The 19,964-nt window shown below is 39.3% G+C and carries 10 protein-coding genes; 6 read left to right on the forward strand and 4 right to left on the reverse strand.

The window, feature by feature from the left end; genetic code table 11:
• Positions 1–202 precede the first annotated feature (202 nt).
• The 4 genes from G9H65_RS05920 to G9H65_RS05935 form a co-directional block, all read right to left on the reverse strand.
• On the reverse strand, positions 203–2,626 hold the full coding sequence (locus tag G9H65_RS05920) for a TonB-dependent receptor domain-containing protein (protein ID WP_166374427.1): 2,424 nt from the start codon (positions 2,624–2,626) through the stop codon (positions 203–205).
• On the reverse strand, positions 2,604–3,947 hold the full coding sequence (locus G9H65_RS05925; protein WP_166374428.1) for an HTTM domain-containing protein: 1,344 nt from the start codon (positions 3,945–3,947) through the stop codon (positions 2,604–2,606). Before G9H65_RS05925 ends, G9H65_RS05920 begins: the two co-directional genes overlap by 23 nt.
• Positions 3,937–5,064 carry an imelysin family protein gene (locus G9H65_RS05930; RefSeq protein WP_166374429.1) on the reverse strand — a complete coding sequence of 376 codons (1,128 nt, stop codon included), beginning with the start codon at positions 5,062–5,064 and terminating at the stop codon, positions 3,937–3,939. Before G9H65_RS05930 ends, G9H65_RS05925 begins: the two co-directional genes overlap by 11 nt.
• A 62-nt stretch (positions 5,065–5,126) precedes the next feature.
• On the reverse strand, positions 5,127–6,299 hold the full coding sequence (locus G9H65_RS05935) for a DUF4856 domain-containing protein (RefSeq protein ID WP_235927473.1): 1,173 nt from the start codon (positions 6,297–6,299) through the stop codon (positions 5,127–5,129).
• A 701-nt stretch (positions 6,300–7,000) separates the two neighbouring features.
• Here G9H65_RS05935 and G9H65_RS05940 point away from each other — a divergent pair.
• From G9H65_RS05940 to glmS, 6 genes are all read left to right on the forward strand, one after another.
• Positions 7,001–10,135 carry a SusC/RagA family TonB-linked outer membrane protein gene (locus tag G9H65_RS05940; protein ID WP_394367186.1) on the forward strand — a complete coding sequence of 1,045 codons (3,135 nt, stop codon included), beginning with the start codon at positions 7,001–7,003 and terminating at the stop codon, positions 10,133–10,135.
• A gap of 22 nt (positions 10,136–10,157) precedes the next feature.
• Complete coding sequence (locus tag G9H65_RS05945; protein ID WP_166374430.1) at positions 10,158–12,008, forward strand: RagB/SusD family nutrient uptake outer membrane protein; 1,851 nt, start codon at positions 10,158–10,160, stop codon at positions 12,006–12,008.
• 76 nt (positions 12,009–12,084) lie between these two features.
• A complete protein-coding gene (locus G9H65_RS05950) occupies positions 12,085–15,426 on the forward strand; it encodes a VCBS repeat-containing protein (protein WP_317164410.1) in 3,342 nt (1,113 codons plus the stop codon).
• A complete protein-coding gene (locus G9H65_RS05955) occupies positions 15,423–16,721 on the forward strand; it encodes a vanadium-dependent haloperoxidase (RefSeq protein WP_205753254.1) in 1,299 nt (432 codons plus the stop codon). Before G9H65_RS05950 ends, G9H65_RS05955 begins: the two co-directional genes overlap by 4 nt.
• Entirely contained in the window at positions 16,711–17,580 is an 870-nt protein-coding gene (locus G9H65_RS05960; RefSeq protein ID WP_166374432.1) for a 3-keto-disaccharide hydrolase, read from the forward strand. The genes G9H65_RS05955 and G9H65_RS05960 overlap by 11 nt, the downstream gene beginning before the upstream one ends.
• 264 nt (positions 17,581–17,844) lie before the next feature.
• The gene (gene glmS, locus G9H65_RS05965; protein WP_166374433.1) at positions 17,845–19,680 is read left to right on the forward strand and encodes a glutamine--fructose-6-phosphate transaminase (isomerizing); all 1,836 of its coding nucleotides are present in this window, start codon (positions 17,845–17,847) and stop codon (positions 19,678–19,680) included.
• Positions 19,681–19,964 lie beyond the last annotated feature (284 nt).

Consider the following 19,964-nt stretch of genomic DNA (forward strand, 5'->3'; position numbering starts at 1 on the left):
AAGTTCAAATTGAATTAAACCTAGCTATTATCTTCCCATCTTGCTTGATGGTCGATTTTATCTGTTTATTGATAAAATTATTAACAAAAATATGGAATACCCCCTTTGAGTATCAGGTTATTGATAATTGAAATAAGTGATAAAATAAAGTCAAAATAAAATCGTTTTCCCAACGCTGTCAAGGTTTGGAACCTTGCCAGCGTTAGAATTTCGCTTGAACAGTTAGGTAAAAACTTCGACCATCCGATGGCAATATTCCTGGACCTGGATATCCTGTTGCCCGACGAGTGAAATACATGGAATTAGCCAAATTATTGATATTTCCTTCTATTTTGAATCGACTAAATTGATAAGAAATACCTGCATCCATGATGTTATAGGCAGGTATTAAACCCACTACTGCGGAGACTCCTCCATCCTTTGCGTTGGTGGCTTCCGTATACTGATCCGATAAATACGTATATTGAAAAGACGCTTTCCATTTTTTATTACCTATCCTCAATCCTGTTTTCATGTTGACATTTGGAACAAATTCCACTTGTTTTCCTACAATGCCTGCAATCTGACTCGCCTTATATTCGGATTGAATAAAGGCCAAATTGGCAAATATAACCGCACTGGATTCTTGCTCCTCAGGCAATGCCCATCGTAATACATCCACTTCACCATAGGATTCAATCCCCATAATGACAGCCTGTCCAATATTACTTCTTCTTCTCAATACCCGATTATTAGCATCATAAAACTGTACTTCGCCAATTCTATTATTATAGTTCAAATAAAAAGCACTGATATCAAAATTATAGATCGTAGTTTCATAAGTCCTCAGACCCAGATCCACCGAATATCCTTTTTCATCTTTCATATCCGGATCAATAACGGATGAAGGATTGGCTATACGCATGTCACTAAAAGTAATTGAACGATAGTTTTGAGAAACATTACTATACGCTTCCAAATGAGCCTTTGGCTTATAACTAAATCCAACTCCCCCCAAAACAAAAGATCGCTCATTGGTACGAGACTCATTCGTTCTTGTAGCCGATATAATATTTCCTGCTAAATCAAATTGAATATTCCCATAAAATCCATCTGCACGAGTATGAATATATTCCCAGCGTAATCCCGGAGTGATAGAGAATTTATCACTTAGATAAAAGATGTTTTCAAAAAACAAAGAGGTGTTATTATTGGGGAATTTATAATCATTGGCAATCCCTTCCTTGGTATTAATAAAATCAAAATCAGCCGATTTACCTTTACTGCCCAGTCCCTGGATGCTATGATTAAAGCCATGATAAAAACGAGAACCGGCTAAAAAGACAATTAATTTTTCCCCAATAAAATAACGTTTCAAATACCTAGCTTCTGCACCCCAATTGGAAAAATCACCTGTGATTAAATCCCTCTCAGAATTATCGTCTACACTGGCTACTCGATTGGGTCTAAAACCAACCGATTTGCGGTAGGCAGAAAGACCAAACAAGCGCAGATTTACTTCATTTTGTGGGTTGAATTTATGGTCTAGATGTACAGCCCAAAGATTCCAATTTACCTTAAACCAATTTCTTTCACGGTTCGTTTGACGAGGATTCTCCGCAAACATCGCCTCGGTCAATCCTCCAGGCTGGTGTGCTAAATAATTCATGTGCGTAATATCAATACCTACACTTGTTTTGTCGGAAAATCGATAATCTACATCTGCATAAAAATTATAACTTTCAAAATCAGAATTTGCCCTCCACCCATCAGCTCTTTTGTATTGGAAAAAAGTATAATATGATAGTTTATTTTGCGTACCACTCACACTCGTAAAAGCATTATAAAAACCAAAAGAACCAGCACTCTGTCTTGCTACCAATTCCAACTTTTTATCTTGTACTGGTTTCTTCATCACAAAGTTAATTAGGCCCCCAAACTGTGTTCCATATTGCAAAGAGGCCGCTCCTCGAACTATTTGAATTCTACCTACTGCTTCAATCGGCGGGGTATAATAGCTTTCAGGATATCCCAAAGCATCAGCACTGATATCATAACCATTTTGTCGCACGTTAAAATTGGAAGTACGGTTAGGATCTAGTCCCCTTCCTCCAATGCTCAATTGTAAACCTGCTCCATCATTTTCCCAAATATTCAATCCTGCTACGCGAGAAAAAACTTGTCGGGCATTGTTCGTGGCCAAATTTGCTACCAATTGTTCTGGCAAAATTACCTCTGTCTTTTTGCCTTCATAAATACCCATACTCTCTACCGCTCGCATACGCGTAAATCCGAAATCCGTTTGCTTCTGTGTGACCACCACCTCATTCAACGTCACATTCAAGGAGTCCAAATAAATATCCACGGTAATGTCTTTATTCTGTAAGCTGATCGCTTGTTGAATCGATTGAAAATTGGGGGCTAATGTATGTAAGACAAAGGACCCTTTGGGTAGATTTTTGAATTGAAACTCTCCTTTTTCATTACTCTGAGTCATAGGATTTCCTTGATTGAGAAAAACCTGACATCCTGAAATAGGAATACCCGCTTTACGAGCATGTATTTTACCTGAAATACTATATTGAGCCATCAGCCCAAATCCAACTAAACAAAATACGACTGTTTTAAAAACCTTTGATTGTATCATTGAAGGGTAATATCCATGTTTTATGTGTAAAAGAATCTTGCTCTTTGGCTAAATCGGTTTGGGGGTTTATCAGTGGTTTACCTAATCTTCCATTTAATGCCACATAAGAATCCACATACACTTTGGGGGAGCTGAAACCCTGATTGGCATAATACTCACGTAAATAATGGGCATATTGTAATATCATGTCGGGTTGAGTGCTCATCATTTTTTCCTGTAAAGTGCTCAGATGAAGATTATTATTGACCACTGCTTGCAGGCCATTTGTCCCCTTTACCGTAAACTGCGCATAACCCGCCTTTTCCATCAACATCACTCTCCAAGAGAAGCGATAGCCTTCTTCCGTCCAAAACAATTCCCCTGGATACGCCAGGTAGCGAAAAGGAAATAGGAGTTGAAATACAAAAAACAATACAAAGCCCCAATGAAGTAATGGAGGGGACTGATAAGTAGATGCAATGGGAGGTGTTTCTTTAGGCAAACCTAAGATTGATACCAAACGATTTATTACTTTTTGATGAAAATCGGCTGAGAAAAAGATCAATGCTGCCACCATCATGATATGAGGAAACATCCCGATGGGAAACAATAAAGCCGTTAGCACATGAAATACGATGACTGCCATATATGCCCAGGCTCTCGACATTTTATTCCAAAGTAAAAATGGAATACTTAGGTCATACAGGCAGCCAAACCAAGAAAAAAGGTAGGGAATCCAAGCATAATTGAATAAAAAACCAATGATAGGCATGTCGTTTCTGGCAGGCAACCAAATACTTAAAGGCTGTGCATGAAAAAGCCAATCGCTATTTACCTTGGCCAAACCTGCATAAAAATAAAGAATAGCCATCATCAGTTTGATGGAATCGATGTTCCATTGCGGAATGAACTGAGCTCGGATTTGTTTATCCCGATAAGAATCTATGGAAAAATAGACCTGAGCAGGAAGAAACACCATCATCAAACAAAGTAAACTAATGAAATAATAATGGTTTAAATACGTACTCTTATCGATCAACTCGATGTAAGAAAAACTAAGGAATAAACTGATACTGGCCACACGATAAAAAAGCCCTAAAGCCACCAAAAACGCACTCAAAGCACAAATAAAAAACAAAGCGTAGGTATATTCTCCCCAAGGTTTAACCCATTCAAAGCCATAAAAAGTAAAAAAATAGGTGGGCATCAGGTATAAGGTTTCAATCCAGCCTTTACTCCAAAAGCGGATCATACTTGCAAACAACATGAACCCAAAACAAATCCTGAATACCGCCAATGGAGCAGCTGAATTCGTTTTTTGTAGGTATTGTTTAATCCCCATCGTTATCTGTATAAGTAATGGTAATACTCATGGCGGAGGTCATATCTACTTTCAACATACGAACCGTTTTCTGCATTTCAGTATAAACCGCCACCATAGCTTGATTATTACTTTTCACCTCCTCATACAAATTGGGACGCAGTGGGTCTAATTTAACTTTCGTGGATTCAAATTGAGCATTGATCATTTCACTTAAATTTTTACCTGTGGAGCTGTCTTTAGCTTTCAATGCATCCAAATAGGTTTTAATGGATGGACCTTCTACACCTGTTTTAACGGCTTTTCCGTTAAAAAAATCCACATAAGCTTGGTGGGCGGTTTTAGCCAAGGCTAATGAAATATCTTTTTTATAAAATGCCTCCACTTTATCTGGAGCAATAACTCCATTCAGCATCGCTCCCGAAGGAATTCCAAATTTACCCGATCGGATAAATCGCTCATAATGTAGAACAAAGCCATTGATCATCAAGGAGGTCGATGAGGAAATATCCAATCCAGTCTTGCTGATGTATGTTTCACGATACGTGCTATTCCATTCACTGATTACTTTATCCAATAAAGTTGCCATTCTTCCTGTCAAGCGTTTGACATAAGCTAATCGTTTCGCACCTTCTGTTGGAGCAATATAATAGGCTACAATTTCCTCATCCGTTTTAGCAAGGCCATTGAGTAAAAAATCCAAGGCCGGAAAACCTTGTTGCGCATAAGAAGCTGGGACTTCTAAATTTGAAGATGGATCGTTTATATTCGCCAAAATCCCGCTTTCGTTGGCGGGATAAATATTGTAGAAGTTACGAATGGTTTGCTTTTCTGCTGGACCAAAATCAAATAATTCCACTTTTTGCCATTCGATGTAGGCCTCTGTCCAGGCCGATCGAAATGCAGCTAAATTATTGGTATTGGGCTGATTGATAAAAGCCTCCGATTTAGCCTGCATTGCGTCAAATTTAATTTTAAAATTGACATAAGCTGGAATAATGACCTGATCAGCCAAATGACTCAGCACGGCCTTTCGGTCTTTTCCGTCTTCTTGTGGAGTCGGTTCTTCTGTACCTGTACCATTACTTCCACAAGCCCAAATTAATCCAGTCAATACGATTAGTAAATACTTTTTCATGTAACAAACCATGTTAATAAAGGCCATGAATAGTTAAGTATCCATGGCCCTGTGATGTTCATTTATAATTTAAACTTAGTAGAAATGGCCTCAGAGGCGGCATTTATTTTATCATTGGTTAGGTCCCAAAAACCATTAGGCGAATTGATTAAGGCATTTAAAATATCATCTGAAAATTTGGCATCCACATTATATGAAGTACAATAGCGCAAGGAATAAATAAAACCCAAACCTTCACCAATAGCATGTGCGCGTGCAGCATCCGTGGTTCCCGACTTCCATTTGGCTAAATATCCCACAGCGGCAGCAGCAATGGCTTTTTCTGATTCATTGCGAATGTAGGCCGCTTGCTTTTTCAATTCAGTCATATCATTGTTGACAATAGCCGCACGGCCTTTCAAAAATGCCAGGTGAAAATTAGCATAACTAGCCTTGTTGTATTCCCAGATATAAGAACCTAAAAACGATTCTGATGTTCCACGAACGGTATTGGTAGAACCCGCTAAATAGATCGGGTTTAATGTTAATAAGCCATAGGCTTCATCCCAATGATGCTCAAGCGCGGTGTATTTTTTCCCAGAAACCAATGTATAATTATTCGCTGTTAAACCCGTATTAAGCAAAACATTTCCGATATAATCCAACTGCAATGCACCAATTAAGGATTTTTGTATGATTTGTGCTGTCTCTATACCTTTGGCATCTACTAGATATGTTCCAAGTTTGCCTGCCACGCCTTTGGAGGCAGTATTTGCATATGAATTACTTACCGTAGCCATTTCTCCTAATAAAGCATCCAATCGAGCACGTGCTGATTCAGCATCAGTACTGGATTTAGAGGAGGCTGTGATATTTCTTAGGGCCAATCCAGATGTGTTTAACTCTGTTCCAACAATTTTTAAGCTAGCAATATCCGTGAATGAATTAGCGCTATTCGCGTACATAGCTTTCATTAAATTGGCATCCAAAGCCTTATTATCTCGTACAGCTGCACCTAAATAATAATTCAATGCTTGGAACATTTTATGATGCGTATTTCCGGATTTCAAATCAACGGTAGTATCTCCTTTGGCATCGATGAAATATTGCTTGTAAGGAGTGGCGGTAGTTAGAAGACTATAATCTAATTTTGAACGAAGGTTAGGTACTACATCGGGACTCTTTTCACAGGAAGAAAAGCCGAGTAAAATGGCTAAAAGCCAAGCAAAATGCAGTTTCATGTTAATTTTAGGCATGTTATTTGTGTTAACTTTATGTAGACTAATTATAAATAATAAACAAAGCTATCCCCTATTTAGAGTAATTCCAAATAAGAAGTAAAATTATTTAGAATTATTTTAAATAATAATTTCTATCTAACTGAAAATCAAACAAATGATCCATGGCAATTTTTTGAAAGAAGAAATTCCATTGAAAATAATTTATAGAATTAGACTACTTAGGACTTCCCAAAGGTGGGGCCTATTCGCTGCTTAACTAGGGTCAAAGGAAATCGTTGTTATCGATATTTAGAAATATGGACAAACCTCGAGTGTAAAAGAATTGTAAAAAAGAATTTAAACTTTACGTAACAGCATGTAAGAAATCTTTACAAATACTTTCTTAAAAAAATTTAAAAAATAGAATTGACCTTTTTTTAGAATAGTTGAAAGGAGAAAAAAAATCAGCATATATACATATACGTTCAATAGCCTTGTAAGTAGCTGATAAAAGCCTAGTTAGACGAACTTAGATACAGGCAAAATACATCATTAATAATACTATTTGTTGCATTATTTCAATAATTAACCGCCAAATAAACCTTTCCAATCGATCGGGAAGTAATTTTTCTTGCCTAAAAACAGGTAAAATTTTCAATAAGTTGACTTATATTTAAAATTAATTCTGTCGACCAATAATCCTAATTGTGTCGATTAACCATTTAATCATTCCTTGTATGAAAACAAAATTTATTAGCAGTAATGCGGTTTTGCTTTTGGCATTTTTGTTGTCGATGTCATGGATTTCCATGGGTCAAGGCAAAGTGTCCACAGTAACTGGTACGGTTACTGATGAAAAAGGCGAGCCGCTCATCGGTGTCAACATCATCCTTAAAGAAACAAGTAAAGGAACTACGACCAATGTTGATGGTAAGTATTCCATTAATGTTACCAATGCTCAAAGCAAATTGCTCTTTTCTTTTGTGAGTTACGAACCTAAAGAAGTAACTGTAGGAAATCAGAGTATCATTAATGTTAGCTTAAAACCTGACGCCAAAAGTCTATCCGAAGTAGTGGTGGTAGGTTACGGTGTTCAGAAAAAAGCGACCGTTTCAGGTTCTGTCGTTTCTGTTAAAGGAAATGAACTACAGAAATCACCCAGCGTTAACTTAAGTAACTCATTGGCTGGTAGAATGGCCGGTGTGGTTGCCGTTAACCGTAGTGGTGAGCCGGGTTATGATGGTTCTTCCATCCGTATCCGTGGTGCAAACACCTTGAACAACAGTGATGCCTTAATCGTAATTGACGGTATTCCCAATAGAGCGGGTGGTTTAGACCGTATTAATCCAGCTGATATTGAGTCAGTTTCTGTCTTGAAAGATGCCTCGGCTGCCATCTATGGTGCACGTGCTGCCAACGGTGTTATTTTGATCACGACGAAAAAAGGAAAATCAGGTAAACCTGAATTATCTTACTCATTTAACCAAGGTTTTTCTCAGCCAACAGTGGTTCCTGCATTAGCAAATGCCGCTCAATATGCTGGAATGTTAAATGACTTGGATATTTACCAATTGCCAGTTAGCCAATGGGCTGCTGCCACCCAGGCCTACAAAGAAACAGGCGTTTACAATGGACGTAAAGCTCCATATTCTCCTACCGACATGAAGTTGTACAACGACGGTTCTGATCCGTGGTTACATCCGAACACAGATTGGTATGGTGCTACTTTAAAAAACTGGTCTCCACAATCACGTCACAATGTACAAATGAGTGGTGGTAGTGAGAACATCAAATATTTGGCTTCTTTGGGATACCAAAATCAAGATGCATTCTATAAAAATTCAGCTACAGGATATCAACAATATGATATTCGCTTGAATTTAGATGCTAAAATCAATGAAAATGTCAACTTATCGGTGGGTATTTTGGGACGTGAAGAGAACCGTCGTTTCCCAACAAAACCAGCCAGTGCTATTTTTCGTATGCAAATGCGTGGAAAACCGAACCAGCCAGCTTTCTGGCCAGACGGTCGTCCGGGTCCGGATATTGAGAACGGTGAAAACCCAGTGGTTATTACAACAAACCAAACAGGTTATGACCGCGATAAGCAAAGTTATTTCCAAACCAACGGTCAATTGGACATCAAAATTCCATTCATCAAAGGTTTGAAATTTACAGGTACAGCGGCGATCGATAAGCGTTTCAGAGATACCAAACGTTGGGAGACTCCTTGGACATTGTATGAAAAAGGAACAGGCTTCGAGGCAGATGGTAAAACTCCTATCTTAGTACCTAGTAAGCGTGGGCCAGCTGAACCTCGTTTGACTTTAGGAAATGAATCTCAGTTAAACGTCTTATTGGGAGGTATTTTCACGTATGAAAGAAAATTCGATGACCATGGTTTAACTGTTTTAGCGGGTACTAACCGTGAAACAATCAATGGAGACAACTTCAATGCCTACCGTCGTTTCTTTATTTCTACTGCTTTGGATCAAATGTTTGCCGGTGGTGACTTAGAGAAAAACAATGGCGGTGGTGCTTATGAAAGAGCTCGTTTAAACTATTTCGGTCGTGTGGCTTATAACTACAAAGAGAAATACCTAGCAGAATTCTTATGGCGTTATGATGGTTCGGATATTTTCCCTCCAGAAACTCGTTATGGTTTCTTCCCAGGTGTTATGGCTGGTTGGGTGATGTCTGAAGAGAATTTCATCAAAAATGAATTGCCAGCAATCAACTTCTTGAAGTTAAGAGGTTCATGGGGACAAATGGGTAATGACCAAATCGCTACGTACCAATATTTGTCTACGTATGGATTTAGATCTTACATCATCGGTAACGTAGAAACGAAAACCTTGTTTGAAACTAAAATCCCGAATAAAGATATTAAATGGGAAGTGGCAACGAACTCGGATATTGGTTTAGAAGGTGCTTTATTCAACAATAAATTGACTTTTGAATTAGATTATTTCTACAACAAAAGAACAGATATCCTTTGGGTAAAAAATGCTTCTGTACCACAGTCGACTGGTTTAACTCTTCCAGCTCAAAACATTGGAGAGGTATCTAACCAAGGATTTGACTTTACCTTAGGATACCGTGACCAAATTGGTGATTTGACATTCAATGTAGGTTTAAATGGAGGTTATGCTAAGAACAAAATCTTGTTCTGGGATGAGGCTCCAGGTGCACCCGAGTGGCAAAGAACAACAGGTAAGCCTATGTACACTTATCAGGCATACTTGTATGATGGAGTATTCAAAGATCAAGCGGAAATTGATGCGAACACCATCAATTACAAGGCTATCGTAAATACCTTACGTCCGGGTGACATGAAGTACAAAGATTTCAATGGTGATGGAAAAATCACTCCAGATGATCAAGTACGTAATGACTTCACTCAGTTGCCTTTATTCCAAGGTGGTTTCAATTTGGGAGCTCAATACAAAGGATTTGATTTAACGATCTTGTTCCAAGGAGCAGCTGGTGCACAACAATATGTAAGTGCTGGTGAATCAGGAAACATTGGTAACTTCTTATTGGACATTTATAAAAATCGTTGGACAGTAGAAAACCCAAGCAGCGAGCACCCTCGTATCGCGAACCGTAGTGACCAATACTACTCAGGTAACAACACGTATTGGTTACGTAGTTCTGACTACATTCGTTTGAAAAACTTAGAAATTGGATACAACATTCCAGCTTCTGCTTTGGCTAAAATAGGTTTGAAAAACTGCCGTGTTTACACGAATGGTTTGAACTTATTGACGTTTGACAAATTGAAAGTATACGATCCAGAATCAACCAATGCTACTGGACAGTATTACCCACAGTCAAGAATCATAAACGTAGGTTTAACAGCTACTTTTTAACTCATAAACTATCGTATTCATTATGAAAAAAAGAAACATAATCATTGCACTAGCATTTTTTAGTACCGTATTAACCAGCTGCAATGACGATTTTGTTAATACAAAGCCGCTGGACCAACTGTCAGAATCGGTTGTTTGGACTGACCCTAACTTGGCCGAAGCATTCGTAACAGAATTGTACGGAGGTTTAGGAAACGGTGGATTTGACGAGCAAATGCTTGCTTCTCTTACGGATGAAGCATCTTTTACTCACCCGGGACGTGGTATTACCACCATCACGGAATCGCGCTCTAACCCAGCAGATATTGGTTGGGTGAATGGTACACTTAGCTGGCAAAATATGTACACACGTATTCGTGCATGTAATTTGGCCTTAGCGAACTTGAAAAAAGCAACTACCTTCCCAACGGCCTTAGTGGATCGTTTAACAGGTGAAGCGAAATTCATGCGTGCCTATTTCTATCACCAATTAGTTCGCTATTATGGTGGTGTGCCTATTGTGGATAAAGCCTATGCTTTAACGGATACTGACTTCCTTACTCAAAGAAATACGATGGAAGAATGTATCAACTTTATTGTGAAAGATTGCGATGAAGCAGCAGCTTTATTGAATGGTAAATCTTTAGCAGCAGGTAGAGGAAGTAGAGCCGCTTGTTTAGCATTAAAATCACGTATCCTTTTATACGGAGCCAGTGATTTGTACGATGCTACTACAGCAAAATCTAAGTCTACAGCTATGGCTGCTTTTGCTACCCCAGCAATCTTAGCATATACTTCTGGCGACCGTGCGGCTCGTTGGACTAAAGCTAAAGATGCTGCTAAAGCAGTATTGGATTTACCTGGATTTGGTAATGCATTAAACCTATCTGCACCAGCAGAAAAAAATGATGCTGTTACGAACTATCAAAATAACTCCTTAGCCAAAAATGGTGGTGAGAAAGAATTAATCTTTGCTCGTTATTTCATCAATGCTAAGCAAGAAAACGGTGGTCGTATCGGTTTGTTTAATGGTCCAAATGGATACCACAACTGGGCTGGAAATGCCCCTATCCAAAACTTAGTAGATGATTATGAAATGATGGATGGTTCTAAGTTTTCGTGGTCTAACCCAGGCCATGCAGCTAGTCCATATGAAAATCGTGATCCACGTTTCTATGCGTCTTTATTGTATGATGGTGCTAACTGGAAGCCTAGAACGGCTGACGTAGCTTCCAAAGATCCAATGAACCAAATTCAAACAGGTCAATATGAGCTTTCTTCTGGTTCTGGAAAAGTATCTTACTTCGGTTTAGATACTCGTAAGAGTACTGTAGAAGATTGGAATGGTAGCTACACAGGATATTATTTCCGTAAGTTCACCGATCCAAATCCGTCGATTGTTGATCAAAATACATGGCAACAAATTCCTTGGCCTTTCTTCCGCTATACAGAAGCCATATTAAACTATGTGGAAGCTTGTATCGAATTAGGACAAGATGCTGAAGCGCGTACTTGGTTGAACAAAATTCGTTTCCGTTCGGGTATGCCAGCAGTAACAGAAAGTGGCAATGCTTTACGCGAGCGTTATCGTAACGAGCGTCGTGTGGAATTGGCCTTTGAAGAGCATCGCTACCATGATGCACGCCGTTGGATGATCGCCACCAACACCTTAGGTGCTAAAGTGAAAATCATCAATGTTTTTGGTGCTTTGAAACCTGGTAAAACTGTGACACTATACAAGTATGATCCAAGCAGTTTCGATTACTCATACAAAGTAGTGGATATGGACCCAGGTAAAGAAAACAGAACATGGTTAGACAAGATGTACTTCTTGCCAATCCATCGTGATGAAATGAACCGTAATAATAAGTTGGTTCAAAATCCTGGATATTAATCTAGTATATTTGTAAGGAAATGGTAAAGTAGAAATGCTTTACCATTTCCTTTTTTCATTATTTAGCCATAGTCACGTGAAAAATTATTTTGCTCTCCTACTCATCATCATTAGCTTTTCTTGCCAAAAGGCAAAAACTGAATTAGAGAGCAATCCTGAACCTCAACTTTTCCAATTACTGAGTCCCGAGCAAAGTCATGTCAATTTTGAAAATAAAATTGAGGAAGGCCTAAATACCAATGTCCTAATGTATGAATATTTCTACAATGGCGGCGGAGTAGCCACGGGAGATTTGAATGGAGATGGAAAGCAAGACTTGTATTTTTCCAGTAACATGGAAAACAACCATTTGTACCTCAATCAAGGTAATCTGGTTTTTAAAGAAGTTGCCGATGTAGCTGGTGTGACGGGCAGGCCAGGCCCATGGAAAACAGGAGTTTCCATGGTGGATATCAATGGCGATCATAAATTAGATATTTACTTATGCTATTCAGGAAATTTACCTCCTGATAAAAAACGTAATCAATTATTCATCAATCAAGGAAATGATGCCTCTGGTGTCCCATTATTTAAAGATGAAGCAGCCACATACGGACTAGACAGCCCTGCTAATAGTACGCAAGCCGTTTTCTTTGACTACGATAAAGACCAAGATCTAGATATGATTTTGGTCAATCACAATCCTAAATCACTACCCATATTAGATGAAGCAAGTACAGCAGATTTGCTTCGACAAGAAGACCCAAACAGCGGTTTACGCTTCTTTCAACAAAAACAAAAAGGTCATTTCGAAGATGTGACCACCTCCTTAGGGATTAGCAGTTCTTCCCTTTCCTACGGTTTAGCCGTGGGAATCTCCGATTTGAATGCCGATGGTTGGTTGGATTTCTATGTATCCAACGACTATACCATTCCAGATTATCTATACATCAACCAACAAGGTAAAAAGTTCAAAAACGTCATTCAGAAAAGTATGGGGCATACTTCTCATTTTTCTATGGGAAATGACATTGCCGATATTAATAATGATGGATTAGCCGACATATTCACTTTGGATATGCTGCCAGAAGATAATTTGCGACAAAAAAACCTGATGTCTCCTGATAATTACGAGAAATTCAATTTTAATGTGGCAGTGGGCTTTGGCCATCAATACATGAGAAATATGTTGCAGGTCAACCAAGGTATTGACCCAAGTACTCAAGAACCTAGGTTTCATGAAATGGGACAATTAGCCGGCATATCCAATACCGATTGGAGCTGGAGTGCGCTCTTTGCGGATTATGATAATGATGGCTGGAAAGACTTATACATCACCAATGGGTATTTAAGAGACTATACTAACTTGGATTTCCTTAAATACATGGGAGATTTTGTACAAAACAACCAAGCATCCATTCAAAGGCAAAACGTATTGGAATTAGTTCAAAAAATGCCTGCCTCCAACATCAGCAATTACATGTTTAAAAACCAGCAAAATGGCACGTTTAATTCGGTGACCAAAGCCTGGGGAATGGAAAATACCTCCAATAGTAATGGAGCGGCTTATGCTGATTTGGATGGAGATGGAGATTTGGAACTGATTGTTAATAACATCAATAAACCTGCTTTCATTTTTGAGAATAAAAGCAACGAGCTTAAAAAAGAAAATAAAAACCTTCAAATTGAACTCCAAGGTGAAGGACTGAATACCCTTGGTTTAGGGGCTAAGTTCAGGGTATACCAAGGTGGAAAAAACCAATATTTCGAACAAAACCTATATCGAGGATATCAGTCCAGTGTTTCTCCAGTAATACATGTAGGATTAGGAAATAAAGCGTCCATTGATTCCTTGGTCATTACATGGAATTCGGGTAAATCTCAAATGGTAAAAAAGGTGACTGCTTCCAAAATTACCTTAAAAGAATCTGAGGCGAAGGTCATTCCCATCAAAGCTAACAATCAAGAAAGCCCTCTATTTGTTTCATTGAAAACGTTGCAATCCTTTGAAAAATCTCAGGACGAATTCAACGATTTTAAACGCCAAACCCAAATCTCGCTTCCCTTGTCTTTTGTGGGACCCTGCCAAAGTACCGGTGATGTCAATGGAGATAATTTGGTCGATATATTTGTCGGAAATCAAGCTGGCAAAGGTGCCACTTTATATTTGCAGCAAAGCTCTGGTGAATGGAAACGAATGCCTTCGGCAATGAGTCAAGACATAGGTTTTGAAGATAGCGATGCCCAGTTTTTTGATGCAGATGGCGATGGAGATGTCGACTTATGGGTCGTCAGTGGTGGCTATGGACTGATGGAAGCGAATGATGCTAAACTTACTGATCGATTATACCTCAATGATGGAAAGGGGAATTTCAAAAAATCAACAATTCCTTTACCGAGTCAAGGGGTCAGTAAATCTTGTATTCAAATCATTGATATCAATCAAGATCGCTTGCCCGATGTATTCGTAGGTGGACGAGTGATTCCCGGAAAATATCCAGAATGTCCCGCTTCTTTTGTTCTACTCAATCAAGGTGCGGGTAAATTCAAAGATATCAGTGCACAATTCCCTGCCGTACAACAAGCAGGCATGGTCACAGATGCGGCTTGGGATGATTTAAATCAAGATGGCAAAAAAGAGCTGGTGTTGGTTGGAGAATTTATGCCAATCAAAATTTTTACATTAAATAATAAGACTTTTGAAGAAAGCACATCCACATTCTTTGAAAACTCCCCACAAGGATTATGGAATACCATTCGAATCGAAGATTTGAATCGGGATGGGAAGAAAGAAATGTTGGTAGGTAATTTAGGTCTAAACAGTCAATGGAAAGCTTCTACGGAGCAGCCCATGGAATTGCATTTCAAGGATTATGACCAAAATGGCTCCATTGACCCCATTTTGTTTACTTATGTCAAAGGTGAATCCGTTCCTTTCATGACACGTGATGAATTATTAGACCAAATGAGTATCATGCGTACTCGATTTACGGATTATCAAAGTTTTGCTGAAGCTAAATTGTCGGATATTATCACAGAAGAAGAGCAAAAAGGAGAACACGTTTGGAAAGCGACTGAATTAAAAACTTCGCTCTTTCAGCTGAATTCTAAGGGTCAATATGAATCTCTTGAATTACCTTGGGAAGTACAAGCCTCCCCTATTTCAGCCATTGCCATACTGAATATAGCTGGTCAAAAAGATGCTGATATTTTATTAGCGGGAAATATGCACCACGCTAAATTACGAATTGGTAAAATGGATGCTAATGCAGGTTTATTACTACGCTCGAAAGGAAATTTAAGGTACGAGGCGCTTTCTCCGCAAAAAACAGGACTTTGGTTACAAGGCGATGTTAGGTCTATGCAAGTCATTGGGGATCAATTGTTCATAGGAATTAACCATCGAGGCATATTCCAATATAAAGCAACAAATCGATGAAAAAAATCATCCTTTTTCTATCATTTATGGCTTGTTGGGCTTGTCAATCCAAGTCTAAGAAAATCCAATTTTCAGGAACTGAAATCGACAAAGTAGTCCAAGAAATGACGGAAATGATGATTCATGATGTCAGTAATCCCCCTTTGGCGATGCGCTTTTTCTCCTATGCCTGTTTAGCTGGCTATCAGGTCATGACGGAAGCGGATTCTAGCTTGAATGCATTTCAATATAAGTTCAATGATTATCCTGCATTCACAAAAGATAAGTCCATAGAGGCTCCTGAATTTACGGCTATGTTGGCCATGATGGAAGTGGCACAAAAAATGCAACCTTCTGGCAATAGGATGAAAGAATTTGAAGCGCGTTACATTGACTCTTGCCGTCAAAAGGGTTTATCGAACCAAGTGATTGAAACATCTACTCAAAAAGCGCAAGCCGTGGCGAAAGGGATTTTAGCCTATGCCAAAGCAGATGGCTACAATAAGCTTAGTAATTTTCCGAAGTACACACCCAAGAAAACAGCGGGAGCTTGGTATAGCACGCCTCCGGGGTATTTCCCAGCGGTAGAACCTTATTTTTACCGCATTCGTAGTTTTAGTTTAGACACCAATAAAATAGAGGAAATTCCAGCTCCAGCTCCTTATTCGGAATCGAATTCATCTTCATTTTATCAATTAAGTAAGGCCGTTTACCAAGCTGATAAATCGGAAGAAAACCTCAAAATTGCCGCATTTTGGGATTGTAATCCCTTTGCGCTGAACGACCAAGGCCATTTATTGATAGGCATGAAAAAAATATCCCCAGGAGCCCATTGGATGGGAATTGCAGGGATAGCAAGTGCTAAAAAACAAGTAAAATTTGGGGAAAGTTTAGCGATTAGAACGGCATTGGCAACCAGTTTAATGGATGCGTTTTGGTTATGCTGGCGAGAGAAATACCACAGTCACCGCATTCGTCCTGAAACAGCCATCCGAAAATTAGTAGATCCTACTTGGAAACCTTTTTTACAGACACCTCCATTTCCTGAATATCCGAGTGGACATTCCACTGTTTCAACCACTGCGGCCATCGTGTTAACACATTTTTTTGGCCCTAATTTTTCCTATACAGATACGGTCGAAAAGCGCTATGGCATAGCCGACCGATCATTCAAGTCCTTTGAAGCAGCCGCCGAAGAAGCTAGTATTTCCCGCTTTTACGGCGGTATTCATTACATGGATGGCATAGAAGCTGGACAAACACAAGGCCGAATTTTAGGCAAACATTTTTTAACCTTATTGCAACATGAAAATTAAATTATTACTACTTCTAAGCATCTTCGCTTTTCAATCACAAGCCCAAAATACTTCCAAGGAAGCTTGGGAATCCATGTTTAATGGTAAGGATCTAAACAATTGGACCCCAAAAATCCGTAATTCTCCAGCGGGTGTCAATTATGGCAATACCTTTCGAGTGGAGGATGGAAAATTAGTGGTACGCTATGATTCTGCGGCCTATCCCAATTTTGATGAGCGATTTGGTCACCTTTTCTACAAGAAAAAATTTGGCTATTACCGAATCCGTTTGAACTATCGCTTTGTAGGAGAACAGGCTATTAAAGGACCTGGTTGGGCTACAAGAAACAGCGGTATCATGGTGCATGGACAAACGGCAGAGAGCATGGGCTTGAAGCAAGACTTTCCCGTGTCTATTGAGGTGCAATTATTGGGAGGAAATGGAAAGGATAAAAGAACCACTTGTAATTTGTGTACACCGGGAACCCATGTAGAAATGAATGGGAAGCTATTTACGCCACATTGCATCAACTCCCAATCAGAAACCTTTCATGGAGATCAGTGGGTCCAAGCAGAAGTACTTGTTTTGGGAGATTCCTTGATCCGTCATTACTCCAATGGAAAAGAAGTTTTAGCCTATCAGAGGCCACAAGTAGGTGGTGGCAATGTCAGTGGACAAGATGTCATTTTTGGCAAATCGGGCGAACTTATTAAAGAAGGCAGTATTTCCTTACAAAGCGAAAGCCATCCCGTGGAATTCAAGAACATTGAAATTTTAAATTTGGAAGGTTGCATGAATCCAGAGGCCTTGAATTACAAAACCTATTTTGTTAAATCGAAACCAGAAGATTGCCTTTTCAAAACGAAAAAGAAAAAATAAATACCCCATTTTTACCTTTAAATAAGAAAATAGCCTAGTAGATGGTATCATTTTAAGGAAAAATGAAGATATTGAAAAACCATTAGCCTTTGCTCTAAGCCATTTAGCGAACATATAAAAAAAGTACTATTATTGGAATCCCCAATCGGTCATTTAATACCTGTAAACTTGGTAAAATAAACGAAATTTGGGTAATTTGGCTGTTTGGAAATTTACCTTCCAATAGTCTATTGTAGAATAATTCAATTATAAATTTTATATCGCATGTGTGGAATCGTAGCATATATAGGTCATCAAGAAGCCTATCCTATCATATTAAAAGGTTTAAAAAGATTAGAATATAGAGGCTACGACAGTTCGGGAATTGCCTTATACGGTAAACAAATTGAATCCTACAAAAAGAAGGGAAGAGTCAGTGAATTAGAGACTTGGGATGCCCCTATTTTACACGAAGCACATGCCGGAATCGGTCATACACGCTGGGCTACCCACGGTGAGCCCACCGATGCCAATGCCCATCCACACCAATCCAACAGTGGTAGAATCACCTTGGTGCACAATGGAATCATTGAAAACTATGCCTCATTAAAGGCTGAATTAATCCAAAAAGGCTATACGTTCCAAAGTGAAACAGACACCGAAGTTTTGGTCAATTTCATTGAGGACATCCAAATCAACAACAATTCTACCCTAGAAGAGGCCATGCGCATCGCCCTAAAAAGGGTGGTTGGAGCTTACGTGATCATTGTATTGGAAGATGGTTTTCCAGATAGATTAATTGCTGCCAGAAAAGGTAGTCCTTTGGTGATCGGTGTAGGAGAAGGAGAGCACTTTTTAGCATCGGACGCCTCCCCCATCATTGAATATACCAAGCGCGTCATTTATGTCAATGATTATGAGTTGGCCATCATATCCAAAGATGACATCATCTTAAAAAATCTAGGAAACGAGCCGGTAACGCCCTATATCCAACAATTGGATATGGAGTTGGCTCAAATAGAAAAAGGCGGTTTTGATCATTTCATGTTGAAAGAAATCTTTGATCAGCCAGCCAGTTTAACGGATTGTTTACGTGGTCGTCTGGATGTTGCTAATTCAAGTTTAACCTTAGCTGGTGTAGACCAACATTTGTCGGTTTTCACCCAAGCCAAACGCATCATCATTGTGGCCTGCGGAACCAGTTGGCATGCAGGACTCATTGCCGAATACATGATCGAAACGATTTGTCGGATTCCTGTGGAGGTAGAATATGCTTCTGAGTTCCGATACCGTAATCCCATCATTCATTCCGGGGATGTGATTATAGCGATATCTCAAAGTGGTGAAACGGCCGATACTTTGGTGGCGATAGAACGTGCCAAAGAGCAGGGAGCCTTTATTTTTGGCGTGGTAAATGCGGTGGGATCATCTATAGCAAGACTATCCCATGCGGGAGCCTATACCCATGCTGGACCGGAGATTGGGGTAGCCAGTACCAAAGCCTTTACGGCCCAATTAACCGTATTGGCCATGATGGCCTTGAAAATTGGTAAAGCCAAGCAAACATTAACGGATGCTGATTACAAGCATTATTTAGTGGAATTATCTCAAATTCCGGAGAAAGTGCAAGTGATTTTATCCTCTCATGAATTAATTAAGGAAGTCGCACAGGTTTATGCCGAAGCAAACAACTTCTTGTTTTTAGGAAGAGGCTATAATTTCCCAGTGGCCTTGGAGGCTGCCTTAAAACTGAAAGAGGTGAGTTATATTCCCTGCTCTGGATATCCTTCAGGAGAGGTAAAACATGGTCCTATTGCCTTGGTGGATGAGACCTTACCGACATTATTCATTGCTACCAAAGACAAATATTACGATAAGATTGTCAGCAACATTCAGGAAATCAAAGCCCGAAAAGGCAAAGTGATAGCCATCATCAATCCGGACGACACAGCCATTCGAGGCGTATCTGACCATGTGATGGAAGTTCCAGAAACCGATGAGTTATTAGCGCCTTTATTAACGGTCATCCCTACGCAATTAATGTCTTACTACATCGGCGTTTTACGTGGATTGGATGTCGACAAGCCGAGGAATTTGGCTAAGAGTGTAACGGTGGAGTAGCGTGTATAACGTTGTTGTTGGCTTCGAGAACCTCAGGTAAATCGAGAGCATCAGGCAACGCTGTCAAGGTTTAAAACCTTGCCAGCGTTAGGTGCAAACCTAACATTTTTCGACCAAAAACAAGGGCATCTTCCCACAGATTATCAGTAGATCGATATTTTTATCCTTTTGTAGATTTCCGCTGTTCGATTTCTATGGTTAAATCAATTAGTTGTCTATAAAAATAGTAATATTTTCATTTTAGGAACTAGCCCTGATTTAACCATAGAAATCGAACAGCAGAT

It is taken from the genome of Aquirufa ecclesiirivi, from assembly GCF_011250515.1.
GTDB lineage: Bacteria > Bacteroidota > Bacteroidia > Cytophagales > Spirosomataceae > Aquirufa > Aquirufa ecclesiirivi.